The following is a 22,111-nucleotide window of genomic DNA, read 5'->3' as shown; positions in this document are numbered from 1 at the left end:
ATGCATTATGCAAATTCTTTTACTGCTTCCAGAATATTATTAACCAGCTCATCATTAATCTCTTTCTTATCTTCAATCTGCTTTCCTATTTCAGGATGCTTGAGATCTATGAATTCAAGTAATTCTGTCTGGTGTTTCTTAACTTCCTTAGTAGGTATCTCATCAAATACGCCATTGTTAGCCATAACAAGTGTCATAACCTGCTCATGCATTGAAAGTGGATGGCAGAGTGGCTGCTTTAAAAGCTCCATAAGAGCTTTTCCGTGCTGTAACTGTGCCTTAGTTGCATCATCAAGATCTGATGCAAACTGTGTAAATACTTCCATCTCTCTGTACTGTGCAAGGTCAATTCTTATGCTTCCTGATGCCTTCTTCATTGCCTTAGTCTGGGCTGCACCACCAACTCGTGAAACCGAAAGACCTACATTAACGGCTGGTCTCATACCTGAATTAAACAGGTTAGTTTCAAGGAATATCTGACCATCTGTGATAGAGATAACATTTGTTGGAATGTATGCTGATACATCACCAGCCTGTGTCTCTATTATAGGAAGTGCTGTTATTGAGCCTCCACCTAACGCATCACTTAAACGGCTTGATCTTTCAAGAAGTCTTGAATGAAGATAGAATACATCTCCAGGATAAGCCTCTCGTCCAGGTGATCTTTCAAGCAGAAGGGAAAGTGCTCTATACGCTACCGCATGTTTGCTCAAATCATCATATACAATAAGAACATCTTTTCCCTGATGCATGAAATGCTCTGCCATTGCAGTACCTGCATATGGAGCTATATACTGAAGTGATGCAGGATCACTCGCTGTTGAAGATACAACAATTGAATAATCCATTGCACCATGCTTAGTAAGTGTTGATACAACCTTGGCAACTGTAGATGCCTTCTGTCCGATTGCAACATACACACAGATAACGCCTTTACCCTTCTGGTTAATAATTGTATCTGTGGCAATTGATGTCTTACCAGTCTGACGGTCACCAATGATAAGTTCTCGCTGTCCACGGCCAATTGGGAACATTGAATCAATTGAAAGTATTCCTGTTTCCATTGGTGTACTTACAGACTTACGGTCTACGATACCAGGAGCATCTTCCTCAATTGGTCTGTAATCTTCTTCTTTAATATCGCCTTTTCCATCAATAGGCTCGCCAAGTGCATTGATTACTCTTCCTACAAATGCGCTGCCTACCGGAATTCCGGCTTTTTTCTTGGTTCTTACAACCTTAGTTCCTTCTTTGATTCCTGTATCCCTGCCGAACAAGATAACACCTATCTCATTCTCACGGATATCCTGAACCATTCCTTTTACTCCATTATCAAATACTACGATTTCACCATACATTGCATGGTCAATACCGTATACTGTAGCAATTCCATCACCGACCCATATTACATTACCGGTCTCACGGCTTGCTTCATCCCAATTGAAATTCTCAATCTCACTCTGGATAATGGAGATAATATCTGTTGCACTAATTGCGCCCACAGGGGTCACCTCCCAGTTAATTTTCTTTCAAGCTGACAAAAACGTCCTTCAAAACTTCTGTCGTATTCCTTGTGATGTGCTCTTATAACATATCCGCCTAAGAGATCCGCATCCACTGTCTTTGTCAGTTCAATTGTATAATCCGGATATCTGCTCTTTAAGAAATCCTGTGCCTGCTTTGCATTATCATCTTCATCACTGCTGTCTGCACTTATAAGCTCTGCTTTTAAAATGTGGTTTGCTTCATCATCAATTCTGTAATATGAATCAAATATGTCTCTCATCTCATCACAATAACCAAGCTTGCACATTTCTTTAATGAAATTCTTCATAAGCTCCTTGGTATCATCAAGTGCAAATACTTTATCAATGATGTCGTATTTCTTTGCAAGAGGTATTTCAGGATTCGTGAGAATTTTCTGAAGTTCTGAAGTTTTGCTGTATAACTCATCAGCCCTTCTTACATCCTCTCTGCTCACAGACAACCGGTGTAAAACTATTGCATTATTTACTGCTGCCTGCGTCATGAGCATCACCTGTCTTTACGATTTTTCTTGCAGCTATGAGAGCGAGTCTTGCAATATCTGCCTGTGCAGCTTCCGTTGCTTTCTCTTTCTCTGTAGCTATATCAGCCTTTGCCTTTTCAAGCATTACTTCTGTTTCTTTTCTGGTCTTTTCCAAAGCTGCCTCATGCTCTTCCTGTGCTCTGTTTCTAGCATTTACAATAATCTCATCAGCTTCAGTCTTCGCACTTTCAAGCTTTTCGTCATATGAAGCCTTTAATGCATCTGCTTCTTCCTGACTCTTCTTAGCATCATCAAACTGCTGCTTAATCATATCTTCTCTTGCATTGATTACTTTCATAACAGGCTTAAACAGGAACTTCTTAAACACCAGATATAAGACGAGCAGATTGACTACTGTCCATAATATATTCCATGGATCTATACTTAACACTAGCTTCGCCTTCCTTTCTATCTTGTCTTAGTTATCTTTCCCATAAATGTTATTAGCCTAAGAAAAGGATTATAAGAAGGGCGATAACGAAACCATAAATAGCTGTTGCCTCTGCAAGGGCACAACCTAAAAGAAGTGACTTACTAATCTTGCTTTCTGCCTCTGGCTGTCTTGCGATAGCGTCTACTGCACTGCTTGTTGCCTTACCGATACCAAGACCAGCACCGATACCTGTTAATACTGCTATACCTGCTCCGATTGCTACTAAAATTGTTGACATAATAATAATCTCCTTTTTAAAACATTTATTCTTGTTACATATACTCTTACTCTGTAGCCTCTTTTATAAAAAGACCAGTTAAGAATACGAAAACATACGCCTGTATCAGTCCATCGAATATATCGAAGTAACAACTGAATACTGCCGGTAAAACTGCCGGAACTACCATCTTTAATAATTCCATGATTACAAATGAACCTAAAACATTACCGAATAATCGCATGCAAAGTGATAAGGGCTTGATAAATACTTCCAGAATATTAATAGGAAGTATTATCGGCATTGGCTCTGCAAAACTCTTAAGCCAGCCTTTAGTTCCTCTGGCTCTGATTCCTGCGACCTCAATAAGCACAATACTCATCAATGCCAGTGTTGCTGTAACATTCATATCCTTAGTTGGCGGCTTGAAACCAAGCAGTCCTATCAGATTCGCAATTCCTATGTAAATAGCAATTGCTGACAGATATGGAATGTATGCCTTTCCTTTTTCTCCTACCGTCTCAGTGAAGAAATCATTGAGCCCCTTTATTGCTGTTTCTACAACTACCTGTCTGCGACTGGGGTTTTCCACACTTAGACTTCGGCTTAGCAGAATACACAATAGGAACACAACAGCCATGATAATCCATGTAACAACAACGGATTCATATACTGGGATTCCACCAAACAAAGGTATAGTGAACACTGTCTCGCAATTAAGTTCTTCCATAAGCCCTTCTACCAAAGCATCCATCTGCACGACCTCCTTTCTAAATATGAACCATATTTCTTTTCTGTTCACGGATTTTATTCCACAAAAAAAATAATGTCAAGCCTAGATTCTGCCTAGGTTTGACACTATTTTCCTCTTTAATAATCGTACATTTTTAACAAAAAATTATTTATGACCAGCGTTCATTTTTGTTATTTTTCACATTGAATTCTGGCAAACTTTATTTTTATTTAATATTTTCATTAAAATTTGTCAAAAATGTATCAATAAAACCTGTTAATTTTTCTACAAATTTGTCATTTAATTAAGATATAACCGGTTATTCATTAATTATATTAATCTCTATAAAGCCTTTAAAACACTTGAATTCTCTATAACAAAGTTCCTGAATGCCTCTGCAACAGGAGACATGTATGTACTATTATCATTAACCATATAAAAGCTTCTTTCATATTCAGGTGACTCGATTTCAAATATTTCTACAGACATCTTTTCCAATATATCCATATATGGAACTACCGCTATTCCAAATCCATTAGCAACCAGCCCGGCAATAACCTGATCTTCCTCAGTTTCATATGCAACCTTTACTGTTATGTCCGATCTTTTCAACATTTCATCAAATATGCTTCTTATTCCAGAGTTCTTGTCAAAACATACATATGGATAGTCTGCTGTCTCTGCAAGATTAATGTTCCTTTTCTTTTTCTTAGCCAACGGATGTCCTTTGGGAGTAATAAGCACCAGCCTCTGCTTCATGACAGGCTCAGCCGTAAAATGATATTCTTCTGATGGCTTAGAGCAGAACAACAGATCATACTTCCCAAGCTGCATATCATCAAGCAGCCTGCCTGTAACATCTGTATGAAATGTAAAATCTATATCGAGCTGCGGATTCTTCTTTATAAATGCTGCCGCCATCTCTGGAACATAGTTTATTCCTAATGGTCTTACAAGTCCTAATCTTATCGTTCCATTTCCCATTGCACTTCTTTTAATAGAATCAATACCATCATCTAACACATCCAGAGTCTTTTCAGCATAAGAAAGAAACTCCTCTCCGAATTGAGTCAGCGTTATCTTATGTCCGTTTTTTTCAAAAAGTCTGACACCAAGTTCCTTTTCCATCTGTGATATTGCATGACTAAGACTAGGCTGTGTAATGCACAATTCTTCTGCCGCCTTTGTATACTGACGGATTCTAGCAAGTGTAACAAAATATCGCAGGTTATATATATTCATATCAGCCTCCCATGCACATTTATTATCTTTATCTTAATTATAAACAGTTCTATAGACAAAATCTATAATTTCATTAAAATTATTCATTTGTTATTAATCAATAATGAAACTACACTTAGAGACTGTGATTATGTTCTTTATTAAAAGGAAAGGGGATTCATTATGAGTTCAATTGATAGTGCAATAGATTTAAATGCTGGTTCTGTTTCTGAAAATGTTAAGACTACGCTTAGAGGTGAACTTGTTCTTGCCTTTGCTGTTATAATCAACAGCCTTGGAGTTGTGCTTATGCTTTACTCAGGAACTGGAATATCTGCAATCTCAAGCGTTCCATATGCTTTTTCCGAAGTCTTCCCTAAGATTACTCTTGGTACATTTACATATATGTTCCAGGGACTTCTTGTACTCAGCCTTATGATTCTGCGAAAGAAGTTCGTACCATCATATCTGTTTTCATTCGTTGTCGGATTCATATTTGGTGAATGCATCGACATGCACAATATGTGGGTTCCAATGCTCCCAACTGCAATCGGATTCAGAGTTATGTACTTTATTATAAGCTACTGCCTGATAAGTCTCGGCATAGCTCTTTCTAACAGATGTAAGCTTCCAATTATCCCTACCGACCTGTTCCCTCGTGAACTTGCTGACATAACTGGCGTTGCATATTCACGCATCAAGATTTCTTTCGATGTTATATGCCTTGCCGTAACTGCATGTCTTACCGGTCTGATATTAGGTCATATTAAGGGGCTTGGCATCGGTACGGTTGTCGCTGCATTTACAATGGGAAAAGCCATCGGCCTTGTCGGCAGATGGCTTGATAAGAAGTTTGATTTTGTTTCATTTATGAAGAAATAGCTTTTTCACATATTATCTATACGCCCTCTCGTATATACCCGCAATTTCTTCATCAGTAGTTTCCTGAGGGTCTCTTACGAACAATCTCATCATTGTTGCCCTTGCGTTCTTAGCAAGTGTCATTGCTTCTTCCTTCTTTATCCCGTAATCAGACATTTTAAGGTCATCAACTCCACATGCCTTCTGTAAATCAAGAAGCGCTGTGATGAAATCTTCCGGTTTAGATGCATTTCCCATTCCAAGAAAATGTGCCATATCAATGAAGCGTTCATCACATACATGCTTATTAATCCAGAATGTGAAGTACTCCTTAGACAGCATGATAAGTCCTGCTCCATGAGGAAGCTCAGGGTGATATGCACTCATTGCATGCTCCATAGAATGTTCTGATATACATGATGTTACAACCATTGAATAGCCTGACATTGTATTAGCGTATGCAACATGTTCTCTTGCCTCAATATCGTTACCATCCTTAACTGCTCTTGCAAGATATTGTCCGATATTTTCAATTGCGGCACGCTGAATCATATCTCCCATAATATTATGTTTGTTGCTTATATACCCTTCCAATGAATGAAAAAGCGCATCAAATCCCTGATATGCAGTGAATTTCGGTGGAACTGTTTTCATAAGCTCAGGGTCAACAATTGCATACTTTGCAAACATGCCTGCCATTCCACCAATACCAATCTTTTCATTAGTATCAGGATTAGAAATTACTCCGATAGTATCAACCTCTGAGCCTGTTCCTGCTGATGTAGTAATTGCAATCCATGGAAGCATCTCATTAGGAGGTGTCATCTTGCCACCTGATGGACTGTTAGCATAATCCCACAGATTATCTGATGGCTGTGGAATGAACATTGCCATATTCTTAGCCGCATCCATAACTGAACCGCCGCCTAAAGCAACAACAAAGTCAACTCCATTCTCGCGACCAATTCTTGCGCCTTCTTCAACTGCTGACTTCAGCGGATTAGCTCCTATTCCGTTATAAAGCACATATGAAACATCAGCTTGTTTAAGTTCATCTATTGTTCTGTCAAGTGAACCATTCATCCTTGCAGACTTACCATTGCTTATAACAAGAAGTGCTTTCTTTCCTGGCATCTTAAGAGTATGCAGCTTAGAAAGACTTCCGCATCCAAATACGACATCTACTGGTGAAAAAAACTGATATTCATTCATGATTACTCCTCCCTGAAATTAATACTGCCATCTGCAGCATTCATTCCATCAACAATAGCTAGAGATTCAAGCTGGTATCCAAGGTTACGGATAATCTGTCCTCCTGTCTGGAAGCCCTTCTCAACTGCAATTCCAATACCTTCAACAGTTCCGCCTGCCTGATTAACAATAGAGATAAGTCCCTGAAGTGCACAGCCATTGGCAAGAAAATCGTCAATAATAAGTACATGATCCTCTGGACCTACAAACTTTTTAGATATAAGAACCTGATTCTTACACTTATGTGTAAATGATTCAACCTCCGCAGAGTACACATCTCCGTCAATATTGACACTCTGTGACTTCTTTGCAAATACAACCGGTACATCAAAACATTCTGCAACTATACAAGCAATACCAATTCCTGAAGCCTCAATTGTTATAATCTTATTAATATTCTTTCCGGCAAATCTTCTCTTAAATTCTTCTCCCATCTGCTTGAAAAGCCTGACATCCATCTGATGATTAAGAAAACTGTCTACTTTAAGAATGTTGCCTTCTTTGACAACTCCGTCCTTCATAATTCTTTCTTCAAGAAAATTCATAGTAATGATTCCTTTCGTAAGTAAATTATCTGTCATATTATAAGAAATTATTCTAACATTACAAGGCTCTATGGTCAATCAATTTTAATTATCTTTTACACCTGCCATTGCAATCTGGTCAGGAGTTATAGGAAGCTCGTAAAATCTCTTTCCTGCCGCATGGCTTAATGCATCTGTAATTGCAGGAAGCGGTGTATTAATTACAACCTCTCCGATTGATTTCGCACCAAAAGGACCTGCATTCTCGTAACTGCTCTCAAACTCAACATTAATATGTCCGATATCCATTCTTGACGGAATCTTATACTGTAAAAATGAGTTCTCATACAGCTTGCCTTTATCTGAATATGTGATATTCTCTGACATTGTCATTCCGATTCCCTGTAAGATACCTCCCTCTGCCTGTACTCTTGCAAGGTTAGGATTAACAGGTGTTCCACAATCAACACATGCGTCATACTCAACAACACGGCTCTCTCCTGTGAGAAGGTCAACCTCGACCTCCGCTGCTCCAACCATGAATGGTGGTGGTGAAATAGGTGATGTATGTGTATTGGTAACTGAAAGTGCTATATCATTACCACACATGGATGCTGTTGATATATCGGCCAGGGTTACACATTTATCCTTGTTCTCACCTGATTCGCATATTACTTTCTTTCCGTCAAATGTGACATCACATTTCTCGCAGCCTAACATTTTAGCACCAAGCTTTTCGATTCTGTCTCTAAGCTCTAATGCACATTTTTCAACAGCCTTACCTGTTACATATGTTGTACTTGATGCGTATGAACCTGAATCATAAGGTGATATGTCAGTATCTGCACCAAATACACTTATATCGTCTGTGCTGCATTCAAGAACCTCTGCTGCAATCTGTGCAAGTATTGTATCACAGCCTGTTCCCATATCAGCAGCTCCAATGTTCATAGTATATACGCCTTCATCATTAAGCTTTAGTGTCGCACTGCCCACATCAACTCCTGATATACCTGATCCCTGCATTGCCATGCCCATTCCGACAAAACGTGCCTTAGTATCAGAAATCTTTCTCATAGGATATTTCTCATCCCATTTAATCATCTCTTTGACCTTTACAAGACATCTGTCAAGTGCACAGCTTGTATTAACCTGTCCATAGTAAGCAGGCATTACATCGCCCTCTTTTACTATGTTCTTAAATCTGATTTCAAATGGATCCATATGAAGTCTGTCTGCCAGTTCATTTACAGCCGACTCAACTGCAAAAAGACCCTGTGTCGCACCATAACCTCTGTAAGCACCCGCTGACATTATATTAGTATATACAACATCACTTACAAAACGGAATGCCTCTGCCTTTCCATATAACGGAATTGACTTGTGTCCAGAAAGACCTACTGTTGTAGGACCATGCTCGCCATATGCACCTGTATTAGATAATGTGTATAAATCAATTCCTTTTACAATACCATCCTTAGTTGCACCAAGTCTTACATGCATCTGCATCTCATGTCTTGGTGATGAAGCTGACTGTGTTTCTTCCCTTGAAAATATAATCTTAGACGGTTTTTTGGTCTTCCATGTAACAAATGCAGGATATATCTCTGACACAGATGTCTGCTTTGCTCCAAATCCGCCTCCGATTCTTGGCTTGGTAACTCTTATCTTAGATGGCGATATTCCAAGTGCATGTGAGATAATTCTCCTGCAATGGAATACTATCTGTGTAGAACTAACGACATGAAGTCTTCCATAAGTATCTATTGTGCAGAAAGTTCTGAAAGTCTCCATCATGCTCTGCTGGCATGCCTTAGTATGATATGTCCTGTCAATCACAATATCACACTCATCCAGCACCTTATCGATATCTCCGTTGCCACTCTCATCATGTGCACAAAGATTCCTTTTATTATCAGCTCCAACCGGACATAGTGCCTCCCAGTTCTCCTCAGGGTGTACAAGAATCTCATTATCCTTTGCCTTAGTGAAATCAAGCAATGGTTCAAGTACTTCATACTCTGTCTTAATAAGCTTCATTGCCTTATCAACACAGCGTTCATCAGCACCTGCAACAATAGCTACAGGATCACCTATGAATCTTACATGCTTATCAAGAATAAGCCTGTCATAAGGACTTGGCTCAGGATAAGTCTGACCTGCACATGTGAATCTTTTCATATTCTGGTCAACATCTTTATATGTAAATATTGCTTCTATTCCTGGCACCTTCATCGCAATATCAGTATTAATATTCTTTACAAATGCGTTGGCATATGGTGAGCGCAGAAGCTTTACAACAAGGCAGTCCTTAGGTGCAATATCATCTGTATACACCGGCTTTCCAAGAAGCAGTTCCATCGCATCTTTCTTTCTGATAGCTTTATTAACCGACTTCATCTATTCAGCCTCCTTTGCTTTCTTTGCCTCAAGGAAATTCATAATTCCTCTTAACTGTCCCTCATAACCTGAACATCTGCACAGATTTCCTGAAAGGAACTCCTTTATCTCCTCTTCATCAGGATAAGGGTTCTCTCTAAACAGGGCCAATGCATTCATAACAAATCCCGGATTACAGAATCCGCACTGCTCTGCTCCCTGGTCTGCTATAAATGTGACAAATTCAGACGCCTCCTCCTGTAATCCTTCGAGTGTTGTAACACTGCATTTGTCTGCTCTTGCTGCAAGAACTGAACATGAAAGGACAGGCTTATCATTAAGAAATACTGTACATAAGCCACAGTTAGATGTTTCACAGCCACATTTTACGCTGTAACAGCCATGCTCTCTCACGAATTCATAGAGTGTCATGTCTGCCGTAATATCTGCTTTAACAGATTTTCCATTCAACTTAATATCAACTAACATATATTCTCCAATCCGTAATCACCAATTATCTCTGTTAATATTCTGAAGTGCCCTGCCTGCAAGAACGCCTGCAAGATGGCTTCTATACTCAGCACTTCCTCTCATATTGCCCGCTGTAGGCACATTTGTCTTAACAAATGTACTGAATTCCTCTACCGACTTCTCATTAATACCGCCTGCAAGTATTCCATCTGTATCTTTAACAACAATTGCTCTTCCCGGTCTTGCACCTATGCAGATATTGCAGACTCCAGTATCTTTAAACTTTACTCCTGCACATGTAAGCACCGGCAGATCTGTTTCTGTTATTCTCACTGCTTCATAAAACATATTCACCGGTCTTTTCTTAACAATAATATTAACAACAATGTCCCTGTCATAATCACGGTCAGCATACTCAGTTAATGGTACAATGCCTCCCTTGTATAGTTCTACATAAGAATCCAGTCCGATTAAAAGCGTAAGCACATCAGAAAATCCATATCTTCCATATATACTTCCACCAACTGTTGCAAGATTTCTGAACTGCACACCTACAATATGCCTTAAAGCCTCCTTAGCACAGCCATCTGTATATTCATTAAAACTCTCATGAACTTCTAACTGTCTTAAAGTAGTCATACAGCCAATCTTAAATTCTTCATCTGATTCTTCAATCTTATCAAGTCCAAGCCCTGACATATCAATAGCTGTATTCATTCTGTTGTCGCCCATACGCATCCACATCATGCCGCCGACAATACGGTTAGCTTTCTTCTGATTAAGCTCATAGGCTTCTTCAAGGCTTTCTACTTTCTTATAATTCTGTATAGTAAGCATAAAAACTCCAATCTGTTTATTAGTGAGAGAAAGACGGACGGTTGTGGCAGCCAGACCCGTTACCTGTAGGTGATGGCTCTCATGGCAGCTTAGCTAGTGGGAGTAGATGCCGCCATCTGCAAAGTCTATTAGTGTGCAGAAAATCAAACGCGCTGCGCTTGAACGATATTTTCTGCACACACCTTTAAGCATATGGCGGCATAACTCCCACACAGCACGCTGCAAATCGAGCCCTCGCCTGCTGGCATCGGGCCTGTGCCCGCCACAACCTGTCTGTCATCCTTCGCTACTAAATTCTTTACTCACCAAGAAATCGATAAATAATCTCATTCTCTTTCCTTATATAAATATAACGGCTTGTAAAACCCTTGTCAATCTGATAAAATCCATTTGCTAATATAATTTATGAGAATTGTTTTATGAGATATTTAGAACAACAGCTACAAAAAATTGTTAAATCCAACGCAGGACGCTTTGGAGCCGCCGGTACTTGGTAAGCGGGAATAGTTGGCACGAAGTGACAACAAATTCCCGTGAACCTAGTACCGCTGCGAGCGACAAGCAGCGAAAGCGTGTCCTGCGTTGGATTTAACAATTTTTTGAGGCGTCCGTTCTAATACATCTCCACAAACCAATTCACAGAAAGGATTTTAACATGAAGAATTTTAAAAGATTTACCGCCCTCTTTTTAGCAATGCTCATGCTTTTTTCATTAGCAGCATGCGGCAATTCCACAACTGCTGATAAGAGCACAGAAGAAGCAACTACTTCAGCATTTGACATAATGTCACAGTTTAATGAGATTGGCGTAAGCTATCCTCTTACTGTTACCGACCAGGCTGGAAGAACCGTAACATTTGAAAAGGCTCCGGAAAAGATTGCATCATCTTACTACATTTCAACAAGCCTTCTTCTTGCACTTGGATTACAAGATAAACTCGTTGGAATCGAAGCCAAGGCTAACACAAGAAATATTTATAAGCTTGCAGCTCCAGCAATCGTAAGCCTTCCTAACATGGGAACAGCCAAGGAATTCAACACAGAAGCATGTGTAGCTGCTGCACCTGATGTTGTATTTCTTCCAATGAAATTAAAGAAAACAGCTGATACTCTTGAAAGTCTTGGAATCAAGGCTGTTGTTGTGAATCCAGAAGACCAGTCACTTTTAGAGGAATGTATAACTCTTGTTGGAAAGATTACTAACAATGTCGGTCGTGCTGAAGCACTTAATAATTCAATCAAGACATTTTTAGCTGATAACAAGACTAATGTTTCTGGCGAGAATACCCCATCTGTATACCTTGCAGGTAACAGCTCTGTTCTCTCAACTGCCGGAAGCAAGATGTATCAGAATACTCTGCTTACTAACGCAGGTGGTAAAAATGTTGCTTCTGAACTTACAGATACTTACTGGGCAAATGTTTCTTACGAGCAGATTCTTGCATGGAACCCTGATTACATCGTTATCGCTGCGGATGCAACTTACTCAGCTGATGACATCTTAAACGATGCTAATCTTGCCGGCTGCAATGCTGTTAAGAACAAAAATGTAGTAAAGCTTCCTAACCATATCGAAGCATGGGATTCTCCAGTTCCTGGAAGCTTCCTTGGAAGTATATACATTGCTTCTGTTCTTCACCCAGAAAAGGTAACTAAAGATTTCTATGAAACTTGTGTAACTAAATTCTATGAAAGCTTTTATGGATTTACACCTGCAAAATAATTAAGGATGATTTATGTTCAAGAATATTAATAATTACAGGAACAAAATTATACTATTATCTGTCATGTGGGCACTGCTTCTTATAGCAGTGTTTACATGGTCAGTTCTTACCGGACAGTATCCACTCACATTAAAAGGACTGCTGTCAGGGGACACTATGTCAATTATGGTCTTTAAAAGACTAAGACTTCCACGCGCCATTATGGGTATTATTGGAGGTTTTGGCCTTTCAATATCTGGTTATGTATATCAGATGATATTTAAAAATCCACTGGCATCACCTGATGTTGTTGGTGTTTCTTCCGGTGCAAGTGCCGGCGCAGCTTTTGCTATAGTTGCGGTTTCGTCTTTAACCCCTGTTGTATCAATATCCGCATTTGCCGGAGGAATAATTGCCCTTATAATCACATTACTTGTGGCTTATCTTGTTCCCGGCAGAAACAGTTACACAATTGTACTTGCTGGCATTGCCATTCATTCTGTAGCACAGACAATTCTTATGTTTCTCAAACTTGCTGCAGATCCTGAAAAACAGCTTGCTTCTATTGAATACTGGATCATGGGAAGCCTTAACGGTGTTTCAAAGGACAGCCTTGCTATTCCTTTCTTTGTAACATGTGCAGGCTTTATAATCATGACTTTATTATACAGACAGATTCTCATTCTCTCGATAAATGAGGATGAAGCTGCCGCTCTTGGTGTCAACGTCACAGTTCTGCGTTTTATCATATTAATGATTGCAACATTAATCGTATCATCAATTATATGTGTAACAGGACTTATCAGCTTTATTGGACTTATTGCACCTCACATTGCCAGATTACTTACAAGACGCAATGACAGATTCACATACATATCAAGCGGACTGGCTGGTGCCATAATCATGACACTTGCTGATATATTTGCAAGAAGTGTATCCTCATCAGAACTTCCTGTAAGCATATTTACATCACTCCTTGGTGCGCCGCTGCTTATAATCCTGCTTATCAAAGCTAATAAAAAGGAGGTTGTATGATGTCCGATTTATTCAATCCTGAATTATATGTTTCAGATGTATCAGTATATTATGGAAGCAAATGTGCTGTCCAGAATGTAAACTTTAACATTCAGCCTGGACAACTTACAGCAATTATCGGTAATAACGGCTGCGGGAAAACCTCTCTTATAAGAGCTGTTATGAATTTTGTTAAACATAGCGGAAAGTGCATGCTTGGTGAGCTTCAGCTTGAAAGTATGTCTGTCAGGAAAAGAGCTGGCATGATAAGCTACATTCCACAGAGAACCGGAATAAGCGTAAGTATGACTGTAAGAGAGGCCTGCCTGCTTGGCTTTAATCCACAGCTTCACATGCTTGAATCGTATAACTCCGACATGAAATATCGTGCTGATAAAGCTATTGATTCCGTTGGACTTGCTGGATTATATGATACAGACTTTCTCACATTAAGCGAAGGTCAGAAACAGTTATGCATACTCGCACGCACACTTATAGAAGATTCGGCGCTTCTGCTTCTTGATGAGCCTGACAGTGCGCTTGATTTTTCTAACCGCCATATGCTTATGAAACATATCCGGAATATTATTTCTGATAAAAAATGTGCTCTCATGTGCATACACAGTCCGGAACTGGCACTTGAGTACTGCGACAGGATTCTTCTTATGAAAGATGGAAAAATTGTTTCAGATATTGATGTACATACAGCCAGTCTTTCAGAAATCAATGAGAAAATGTCTCTTATATATGATAATATCAATGTTACTGAATGTACTGATGCCAGGGGAAATGTACACAGAATAGTTCTTGCTTTGTAATAGGGGGATTTATGAATAATTGTTATTTGGACGCAGAAGCCGTAATTACATTTTTCAGGATGACCGGCAGAAAACACATTTTTATAACAGGCAGCCGCGGCAGTGGAAAATCTTATCTTGTTAATAATATGTTAAAACATATGTCCGATTCTTTCAATCTTTTACAGAGTCATAGAACTGATACGCCACAGGTTGTCATTAAATCTAATCTTGTTGCTGACAATAAAGAATTCGTGATTGGTGTACCCCGGACATCTGGAATTAATCCTGCATCTAAAGGCAATAATATGACAATTATTGAAGATGGATTTATTAATTGCGCAATTCCTGCCATTGATACACATCTTGATACAACTCCTGAAAGGTTATTTGTTATTGATGAGCTTGGTTATCTTGAAAGCTCTTGCATCCCATTTCAGAAGGCTGTTGAAAAACTGCTTGATAATTCACATGTTTTAGCTGTAATCAGAAAACAATCCACAGAATTTCTAAACAGAATCTGTAACAGGAGGGATGTTCTTGTTATTGATATTGACAGAACATTTGAAACGCTTTCATGCATTATTATGGCTTCCGGTATGTCAAAACGATTCGGCTCTAATAAACTGATAGCAGACTTTAACGGACGCTCTCTTTTTGAAAATGCAGTATCTATAAGCCATTTTGCCGGCTTTGGTGAGACACTTGCAGTAACTCGACATGATGAAGTGGTTCATATATGTGAAGATAAGAATATACATTTTCTGCGACACGACATGCCATACAGAAATGAAATGGTCCGGCTTGGAGTTACCAGAATTCTATCAGATAACGCTTCTTCAGGTAATCTGCAGCCTCAGGGAATCCTTTTCCTGCCATCAGACCAGCCGCTTATTACAAGGACAAGCCTGCAGCTTCTGTGTCTTACATTTCTTTATAATGATGATAAGATATGCAGACTTTCCTACAATAAAAATGCTGGTTCTCCATGTATATTTCCTGCAAAATATTACGATGAGCTTCTAAATCTTCCTGAGAAAAAAGGCGGCGGGTTCTTAACAAAAAATATCCCGCACAGGTTGTATTAGTTCCTGTACGGGATGAATATGAACTATATGATATCGATACTCCAGACGATATTACTCGTCTTTTGAAGTTTCTTCATTAGCCGGTTTGCTCTTAGGAAGTATCACATTAAGTAATATTGCCACAAATGCTGCAGGTACAATACCTGACTCACCAAACATAAGCTGTACTGCCTGTGGTGTATGTGCAAGAATTGCAGGGCTTACACCCATTCCGTAACCTACACCAAGCGCAACTGAAACAATTGAAAGTCTTCTTGCATCAAGTGGCTCTTTAGTAATAAGCTGGATACCGCTTACTATGATTGATGAGAACATCATAACTGCTGCACCACCAAGTACTGACTGTGGCATGATTGATATAAGTGCTCCAAGCTAGGTATAAGTCCGCATAATATAAGAAATACCGCACCTGATGCAAGTGCAACTCTGTTGACAACCTTAGTCATTGCAACAAGTCCTACATTCTGGCTGAATGATGTATTAGGAAGCACACCGAACATTGCTGCAAGTGTTGAACCAAGACCATCACACATTACGCCTCCAGAAAGCTCCTTATCTGTTGCCTCTCTTCCCATTCCACCTTCCATAACGCCTGAAATATCACCAACAGTCTCTACTGCTGTTACAACAAACATTACAAGTACAGGAAGTATTGCTCTTAAATCAAAAACAGGCTTAACTGGCATAAACCTTGGAATTGCAATCCATTTAGCCTCTGCTACCTTGTTCCAGTTAAGTACCCATGATTTAGTATACTCAACTCCATCAGCTGTAACTGCTGTATGTGGAAGAGCCAGTCCCATAATAATTGCAACAATATAACCCACAATAATTCCAACAAGAATTGCAGATGAACTAAGATATCCCTTAGTCCAGTGCTTAACAAACAATATAACTACAAGCACAACAAATGCTAAGAAAAGATTTTCCAATGAACCAAAATCCTTAGCAGAGCTTCCACCGCCAAATGAATTGATACCTACTGAGATGAGCGACAATCCAATTGAAAGAACTACTGTTCCTGTTACTACTGATGGGAAGAATTTTCTTAATGGTTTAATAAATGCTCCTAGTACAGTCTCAAAAAGACCACCTATAATAGATGCTCCCATAATTGCACCATAAGCTAATATTCCGCCACCCATAATCTTGGTAACACTGCTGAATACTCCGATAAATCCAGAGCTTGTACCCATAATAATAGGTACCTTGCCACCAACGGGTCCAATTGAAAACAACTGGATAAGTGTTACAATACCTGCAATAATCATTGCATTCTGTAAAAGTGCAACCTGGATAGATGCATATTCACTTCCTGCCCCAATTCCACATGCACCTGTAATAATAAGCAGAGGTGTAAGATTACCTACAAACATTGCCATTACATGCTGAAGTCCAAGCGGTATTGCCTGTTTAGCGGAAGCTTTCCATTAAAGTCATATGCTTCCGGCATAAGCGCTTTTATTTTTTTCATAAGTCCTCCAAATATTTATAAGAATTTTATAAAGCACTAATACTATAATTCAAAATACGCATATTGGCAATATTTTAATGTTGTTTGTATTTATTATTTTAATATCTTTCTATAAATAATTAGTTCATCAAATCCTTTAATCTAAAATATTACCGTCAATTGAGATTGTAACAACCTGCCATGGAATGAATTTTCCACTGTTCTGTAATGCTGTCTTTGCAGCATATTCAAGTCCTCCGCAGCATGGAACTTCCATTCGAACAATAGTAACGCTCTGAATATTATTGTTACTTATTATCTGTGTAAGCTTTTCGCTGTAATCAACATCATCAAGCTTCGGACAGCCGATAATAGTAATCCTTCCCTTCATGAAATCCTGATGCATATTGGCATATGCATATGCTGTACAATCCGCCGCGATTAAAAGCTTTGCTCCGTCAAAATATGGTGCATTAACCGGCACAAGCTTAATCTGGCATGGCCATTGTGCAAGCTGGGATTCTGGTGCAACCGGGGATGCATTTTCCTGATTATTCCTGTTAAACTGTCTCATCATGCTTCCAGGGCATCCTGAAAAATGTGGTTTCGCTGCAGCCTGCTCATTTGCAGCTTTATTGGCAAGAACCGCAGCTTCATCATATGCTGCCGCTTCTCTTTCTACAAATGAAATTGCCCCTGTAGGACACTGTGGCAGGCAATCACCAAGGCCATCACAGTAGTCGTCTCTCATAAGTCTTGCCTTTCCATCAACCAATCCGATTGCCCCCTCATGACATGCTGTCACGCATGCTCCGCACCCATTACATTTATCCTCATCAATATGAATAACTCTTCTTATCATTATATTAATCTCCTTATGTTCTGAATTGATTTTGTGATTAAATAATAATATAATGAGCATAATAAATATGTTGTTTTAACCACATTTTTGAAAATTTATTAGAAATATATTTAGATTTAACTAATAATAAAAGGAGAGCTTATGGCAATCATTAAATCACCTGTATTTAAAGGCATTAGCGAGGCTGAAATATCAGAAATGACCTCAGCCGGCTTCCTGCGTGCCAGAAAATTCCGCAAAAATTCGTTTATATATCATGTAACAGACAGTGTTCACGAAATTGGAATTGTTGCATCTGGTCAGGTAACTATTGAATATATAGATTTGTGGGGCAACAAAGCTATTATGAGCAATATTACTCCTGGACATGTATTTGCTGAAACATATGCTCTGACTGGCGAACCGCTCATGGTAGATGCGGTCGCTTCTGAAACAAGTGTGATTCTTTTTCTTGATATGGATAAATTGATGAGTTCACAATTTGAAAATACACACTGCAAAGATACAATCCTTAACAATCTGCTGCACATTTCCATTCAGAAGAATCTCACCCTGTCTAACCGGATATTCTGCACATCACCTAAGACAATCCGAGAAAGGCTTCTTATATATCTGTCCAATGAGTCAAGAAAAGCTGGCAGTCAGGAATTCGTAATTCCATTCGACCGCCAGCAGCTTGCCGATTATCTTAACGTTGACCGTTCAGCACTTTCCAAGGAACTTGGAAAAATGCGTAATGAAGGGCTTATTGAATTCAGAAAAAATGCATTTCATCTGCACAGCATTTGCTAAGAATTCTGTTCTATAAACCGTTTCACCACTGGTCTTATCGGTGGTGAAATGTTATCCAGTTCAACCTCGGCAATATTGAAAAACTTCAGTTCTTCAATTTCTTCTTCCTGTCTCTTTAATTCTCCATGGTATTTTCTGCACACATATATAATCTCAATATTAGACACTTCATCTCCATTAGGATACACGTAATGCACCTCCGGACCGGAATTCACCATAAAAAATTCTATCTCATCTGCAATAAGACCTGTCTCCTCAAACAGCTCTCTTCTTGCACAATCCTCCACTTTCTCGTCAAGTTCAATAGAACCCCCGGCATATCCCCATTTGTGATTATCTGTACGCTTTCCTAAAAGAATCTGGTTCTTTTCATTCACTATTATTATGCTTGCGGCGCACTGCATCAGTGTCCTGTGTCCTACAAGCTTTCTTAAATCCATTATGTAACTTGGCATTGTTTAATCCTTTCAACAGTAAATTCCAATTTATCCTCTAACTGCCTCTCCACACGAAGAGACATATTCTCTTCTATTCTACAAGACTCTTACTTTTCCATTTTCCACTTTTCCATCTAAGCACCATTCCAACTGCTCTCGCACACTCGTCACCTGCCATGCAATATATGCCCCTACCGCAAGCAGCCCCATATGTATTCCAAGAAAATATGTTCCACCAACTGCAAACAGATACATAAATATTGCACCCATTATAACAGGGAAAATAGCATCTCCACTTGTTTTTAATGCCTGACCATATACAAGATTTGTCACTCTTCCAAATTCAAGAAATATATCTACTACCAACAGTTTTACTACAAGCTCAATCATCTGTATATCATTCGTAAATATATGAACGATAAAACGTCCGGTAATTGCAAATGTCACAGAAAAGCACGTTGCTGTTACAAGACCATATATCACAGCTTTTCGCGTACCCCTGTCACATTCCTCATACTTCTTTGCCCCGATTCTCCAGCCCGTCATAATGGCATTTGCCTGTGCAAGCGCAGCTCCCACACAATATGAAAAATTGGCTATCTGCATAGCATACGAACGAGCTGTAACATTCATTCCATCCGTATCCATATGGTTCATAAAACATACTATAAATGTCATTGCCACATTATAAAGTGCAGTTTCGAATGCCGAAGGAAAACCGATTTTAACAATCTGTGCAAGTATCTTTCGTGGTTGTGCGCGCTCAGGACTTTGCTTTGCTTTTATAAGTACAGCTCCCATTGCTGCTACAATAATAAGATTCACAACCTTTGAAAAAACTGTTGCAGCAGCAACTCCCATTACTCCCCAGTTAAACACAAACAAGAATACCGAATTCAATATAATATTAATTACATTACCAACAACTGTGCCTATTAAGGAATGTTTTGTATAACCAAACACTCTTAAATAACTCGAAAAAATTGGAATAAGCGCATTTAAAAAACTTGCACCTCCAACAATTTTAAGGTATGTTTCAGCCGGCTCAAGTAAAGCAGGGGCAATACTCACTATCTTAAGTATCCACCCAGAAAAAGCAGCAAGAATAAAAGACATCAGGATACCTGTCAGTGCATTAAATACAAGTCCAAGCTGTCTGGCCTGATATGCAATTCCAGGTTTTCCAGCTCCAATATTTTGTGACATAACTGCTACCATACCGGATGATATTACCCCGAACATGATAATAAAAACACCTATATATGTATTTGCTGTTCCAACAGCCCCCACAGCCTGATCACTTACTGATGATAACATCAGTGTATCAACCATACCTGAAAGCATATAAAATAAAGTTTCCAGGCATATTGGCACAGATAGCTGTGTCAATGTTTTTCTTTCACCTTCCATACATTCTCCTTAAAATACTAATGTAATATATATTATCAAATTCAGTTTCCGCATGAATCGTCCCACCAGTGTTTACGAACTCTGATAAGGGCAAAAAATCTGATAACACATTATAACACAAAATGAAAATGACATGGTGATTAACCAGTAGGAAATGTTGCATGATTAATCTGCTGTTTTGGCTGCCTTGATACTTCTTAGGTTGACGGCTAGATACGCATTAGAGATGTCTCCATCCAAATGCTGTTCTAGCAAGTAACTTTTCCCTTGAACCCTTTGTTTATTATATGTGGGGCGCTTTTCGCCCCCAAATAGTGAAAGTTGGGGCACTTTCTGCCCCCGCTGAATTTATTCTTTTCATACTTTTTATCAACATAATCCTATTATTTACTTATCTACATTGGCTGTCATTTTTGAAAGTAAAGTACCCATTTTTATAGGGAATACATAGCACCCCATTGTTTGGATTTTCTGATTGAAACTATGGCAGATTATGTATCTCTTTGAATTAATATGTTTCGCAAGACCATAACCAACTTTTTCTGGAGATGCCTTAAATTCATTAGGCACCGGTAATGGAGAAGCCGATTTTGTTTGTGTAAGGGGTGGATGCATAATATGAAAAGTAATATTATCCTTTGCATATTCAATACGAAGACATTTAGCCAATGCTTCTAAAGCTCCCTTTGTTGAACTATACGGTGAAATATTCATAAAACCTGTTACACCTACACCTGAACTTGTAAAAATGACCTTGCCCTTCTTCTTGGCTGTCATATACGGAATTATGCTCTTAGCAAAACGCAATGCGCCAAAATAATTTACATCAAAAACATCTTTATAGGTATCAAAATCTGTTTCAATTTCACTTTTAAAAGTGCATTTACATGCATTATGTACAGCAATATCAATAATACCAAACTCTTTAGCTGTTTTATCTACTGCCATTTTTACCTCTTCATTATTTCTCAAGTCAACCTTATAAAAAATAAAATTGCTATTGTACTTATTTTTTAGGATTTCAAGATTTTGAGTTTCAATATCTAGAACGGATACCCTATTTCCATCAGCAAGTAATTTTTTTATCATATAGTATCCGATACCTTCATTTGCTCCTGTTATAATTATATTTGCCATTATTTATTTTCTCCCATTTCCGTAAAAAATATTTGAATATGTTTGTATGCAGCTTCGCGAAAAGCTATTTTATTTTCCTCAGTAAGTTCCTCACTAAATAACCACTTATTTGCATAAAAATAAATGGGCGAATAATATTTTATTGCAAGATATTGACTATCACAATTTGGAATTATGTCAAAGTTCATCAATGTTTGAAAGATTTTGCTTTGAATTTGTAACGGTTTATCAAGGAGCCATTCCCGATACAGTTTCAATAAGTATTGCAAAATTATATGTTGTTTAAGAAAATATTTTAATTTTAAAGATAAAAAATTCTTCATCCTGCAATGCTTTATATTCCATATTGTAATTATTCAGAATATTACTTACAATATATAAACCTAATCCATTACTATTTTCCTTATTTAAATCAAATTTAAC

21 protein-coding genes and 2 pseudogenes are annotated in these 22,111 nt (G+C 38.5%); 6 read left to right on the top strand and 17 right to left on the bottom strand.

Annotated elements, in window-relative coordinates; all coding sequences use genetic code 11:
- Positions 1-5 precede the first annotated feature (5 nt).
- The 6 genes from atpA to DW963_RS01500 all read right to left on the bottom strand — a co-directional run bounded on the left by atpA (position 6) and on the right by DW963_RS01500 (position 4,693).
- Positions 6-1,511 (bottom strand): F0F1 ATP synthase subunit alpha, encoded by a 1,506-nt coding sequence (atpA, locus tag DW963_RS01525; protein ID WP_117913591.1) that lies wholly within the window; start codon positions 1,509-1,511, stop codon positions 6-8.
- Positions 1,508-2,029 carry an ATP synthase F1 subunit delta gene (gene atpH, locus DW963_RS01520; RefSeq protein WP_022098939.1) on the bottom strand — a complete coding sequence of 174 codons (522 nt, stop codon included), beginning with the start codon at positions 2,027-2,029 and terminating at the stop codon, positions 1,508-1,510. Before atpH ends, atpA begins: the two co-directional genes overlap by 4 nt.
- Positions 2,007-2,459: a F0F1 ATP synthase subunit B gene (gene atpF, locus DW963_RS01515; protein WP_012739711.1), complete on the bottom strand. Its 453-nt coding sequence runs from the start codon at positions 2,457-2,459 to the stop codon at positions 2,007-2,009. Before atpF ends, atpH begins: the two co-directional genes overlap by 23 nt.
- A gap of 52 nt (positions 2,460-2,511) precedes the next feature.
- Positions 2,512-2,739 (bottom strand): ATP synthase F0 subunit C, encoded by a 228-nt coding sequence (gene atpE, locus DW963_RS01510; RefSeq protein WP_012739712.1) that lies wholly within the window; start codon positions 2,737-2,739, stop codon positions 2,512-2,514.
- Between the two features lie 46 nt (positions 2,740-2,785).
- The gene (locus tag DW963_RS01505) at positions 2,786-3,472 is read right to left on the bottom strand and encodes a F0F1 ATP synthase subunit A (protein ID WP_117913590.1); all 687 of its coding nucleotides are present in this window, start codon (positions 3,470-3,472) and stop codon (positions 2,786-2,788) included.
- A gap of 321 nt (positions 3,473-3,793) precedes the next feature.
- A complete protein-coding gene (locus DW963_RS01500) occupies positions 3,794-4,693 on the bottom strand; it encodes a LysR family transcriptional regulator (RefSeq protein ID WP_117913589.1) in 900 nt (299 codons plus the stop codon).
- 162 nt (positions 4,694-4,855) lie between these two features.
- Between DW963_RS01500 and DW963_RS01495 the strand changes: the two genes are divergently transcribed.
- Entirely contained in the window at positions 4,856-5,554 is a 699-nt protein-coding gene (locus tag DW963_RS01495; RefSeq protein WP_117913588.1) for a DUF6198 family protein, read from the top strand.
- Between the two features lie 12 nt (positions 5,555-5,566).
- On the opposite strand, the gene DW963_RS01490 is transcribed toward DW963_RS01495, so the two are convergent.
- From DW963_RS01490 to DW963_RS01470, 5 genes are all read right to left on the bottom strand, one after another.
- Positions 5,567-6,745, bottom strand: coding sequence for an iron-containing alcohol dehydrogenase (locus tag DW963_RS01490; RefSeq protein WP_117913587.1), 1,179 nt, complete (start codon positions 6,743-6,745; stop codon positions 5,567-5,569).
- Between the two features lie 2 nt (positions 6,746-6,747).
- The gene (locus DW963_RS01485; protein ID WP_117913586.1) at positions 6,748-7,329 is read right to left on the bottom strand and encodes a xanthine phosphoribosyltransferase; all 582 of its coding nucleotides are present in this window, start codon (positions 7,327-7,329) and stop codon (positions 6,748-6,750) included.
- Between the two features lie 84 nt (positions 7,330-7,413).
- The gene (locus tag DW963_RS01480; RefSeq protein WP_117913585.1) at positions 7,414-9,708 is read right to left on the bottom strand and encodes a xanthine dehydrogenase family protein molybdopterin-binding subunit; all 2,295 of its coding nucleotides are present in this window, start codon (positions 9,706-9,708) and stop codon (positions 7,414-7,416) included.
- Positions 9,709-10,176: a (2Fe-2S)-binding protein gene (locus tag DW963_RS01475; RefSeq protein WP_012739721.1), complete on the bottom strand. Its 468-nt coding sequence runs from the start codon at positions 10,174-10,176 to the stop codon at positions 9,709-9,711.
- 18 nt (positions 10,177-10,194) lie between these two features.
- Entirely contained in the window at positions 10,195-10,995 is an 801-nt protein-coding gene (locus DW963_RS01470) for an FAD binding domain-containing protein (RefSeq protein WP_117913584.1), read from the bottom strand.
- 655 nt (positions 10,996-11,650) lie between these two features.
- Here DW963_RS01470 and DW963_RS01465 point away from each other — a divergent pair.
- Genes DW963_RS01465 through DW963_RS01450 form a run of 4 tightly spaced genes read left to right on the top strand, consistent with a single transcriptional unit; the run spans position 11,651 to position 15,597 of the window.
- A complete protein-coding gene (locus DW963_RS01465; RefSeq protein ID WP_117913583.1) occupies positions 11,651-12,718 on the top strand; it encodes an ABC transporter substrate-binding protein in 1,068 nt (355 codons plus the stop codon).
- Positions 12,719-12,731: 13 nt separating this feature from the next.
- Positions 12,732-13,733: a FecCD family ABC transporter permease gene (locus tag DW963_RS01460; RefSeq protein ID WP_117913582.1), complete on the top strand. Its 1,002-nt coding sequence runs from the start codon at positions 12,732-12,734 to the stop codon at positions 13,731-13,733.
- Positions 13,730-14,530 (top strand): ABC transporter ATP-binding protein, encoded by an 801-nt coding sequence (locus DW963_RS01455; RefSeq protein WP_117913581.1) that lies wholly within the window; start codon positions 13,730-13,732, stop codon positions 14,528-14,530. Before DW963_RS01460 ends, DW963_RS01455 begins: the two co-directional genes overlap by 4 nt.
- A gap of 11 nt (positions 14,531-14,541) precedes the next feature.
- Entirely contained in the window at positions 14,542-15,597 is a 1,056-nt protein-coding gene (locus tag DW963_RS01450; RefSeq protein ID WP_117913580.1) for an NTP transferase domain-containing protein, read from the top strand.
- 51 nt (positions 15,598-15,648) lie between these two features.
- Here the strand turns inward: DW963_RS01450 and DW963_RS01445 are convergent.
- Both DW963_RS01445 and DW963_RS01440 read right to left on the bottom strand, forming a co-directional pair.
- Positions 15,649-17,071, bottom strand: a pseudogene (locus DW963_RS01445) (uracil-xanthine permease family protein).
- Between the two features lie 136 nt (positions 17,072-17,207).
- A complete protein-coding gene (locus DW963_RS01440) occupies positions 17,208-17,912 on the bottom strand; it encodes a 4Fe-4S binding protein (RefSeq protein WP_117913579.1) in 705 nt (234 codons plus the stop codon).
- 141 nt (positions 17,913-18,053) lie between these two features.
- Between DW963_RS01440 and DW963_RS01435 the strand changes: the two genes are divergently transcribed.
- A complete protein-coding gene (locus tag DW963_RS01435) occupies positions 18,054-18,704 on the top strand; it encodes a Crp/Fnr family transcriptional regulator (protein WP_117913578.1) in 651 nt (216 codons plus the stop codon).
- On the opposite strand, the gene DW963_RS01430 is transcribed toward DW963_RS01435, so the two are convergent.
- The 4 genes and pseudogenes from DW963_RS01430 to DW963_RS01410 form a co-directional block, all read right to left on the bottom strand.
- Positions 18,701-19,159, bottom strand: coding sequence for an NUDIX hydrolase (locus tag DW963_RS01430; protein WP_117913577.1), 459 nt, complete (start codon positions 19,157-19,159; stop codon positions 18,701-18,703). The two genes, DW963_RS01435 and DW963_RS01430, sit on opposite strands and share 4 nt — an antisense overlap.
- Positions 19,160-19,237: 78 nt before the next feature.
- Complete coding sequence (locus DW963_RS01425; RefSeq protein WP_353652610.1) at positions 19,238-20,551, bottom strand: MATE family efflux transporter; 1,314 nt, start codon at positions 20,549-20,551, stop codon at positions 19,238-19,240.
- A gap of 387 nt (positions 20,552-20,938) precedes the next feature.
- Positions 20,939-21,688, bottom strand: coding sequence for an SDR family NAD(P)-dependent oxidoreductase (locus tag DW963_RS01420; RefSeq protein ID WP_117913576.1), 750 nt, complete (start codon positions 21,686-21,688; stop codon positions 20,939-20,941).
- A gap of 282 nt (positions 21,689-21,970) precedes the next feature.
- A pseudogene (locus tag DW963_RS01410) lies at positions 21,971-22,111 on the bottom strand (sensor histidine kinase); the annotation flags it as partial.

It is taken from the genome of Eubacterium sp. AM46-8 (genome assembly GCF_003466705.1).
In the GTDB taxonomy this organism is placed as follows: Bacteria; Bacillota; Clostridia; order Lachnospirales; family Lachnospiraceae; genus Lachnospira.
Note: the sequence above shows the minus strand (reverse complement) of the source record. Positions and strands in the feature narration are given on the sequence as shown.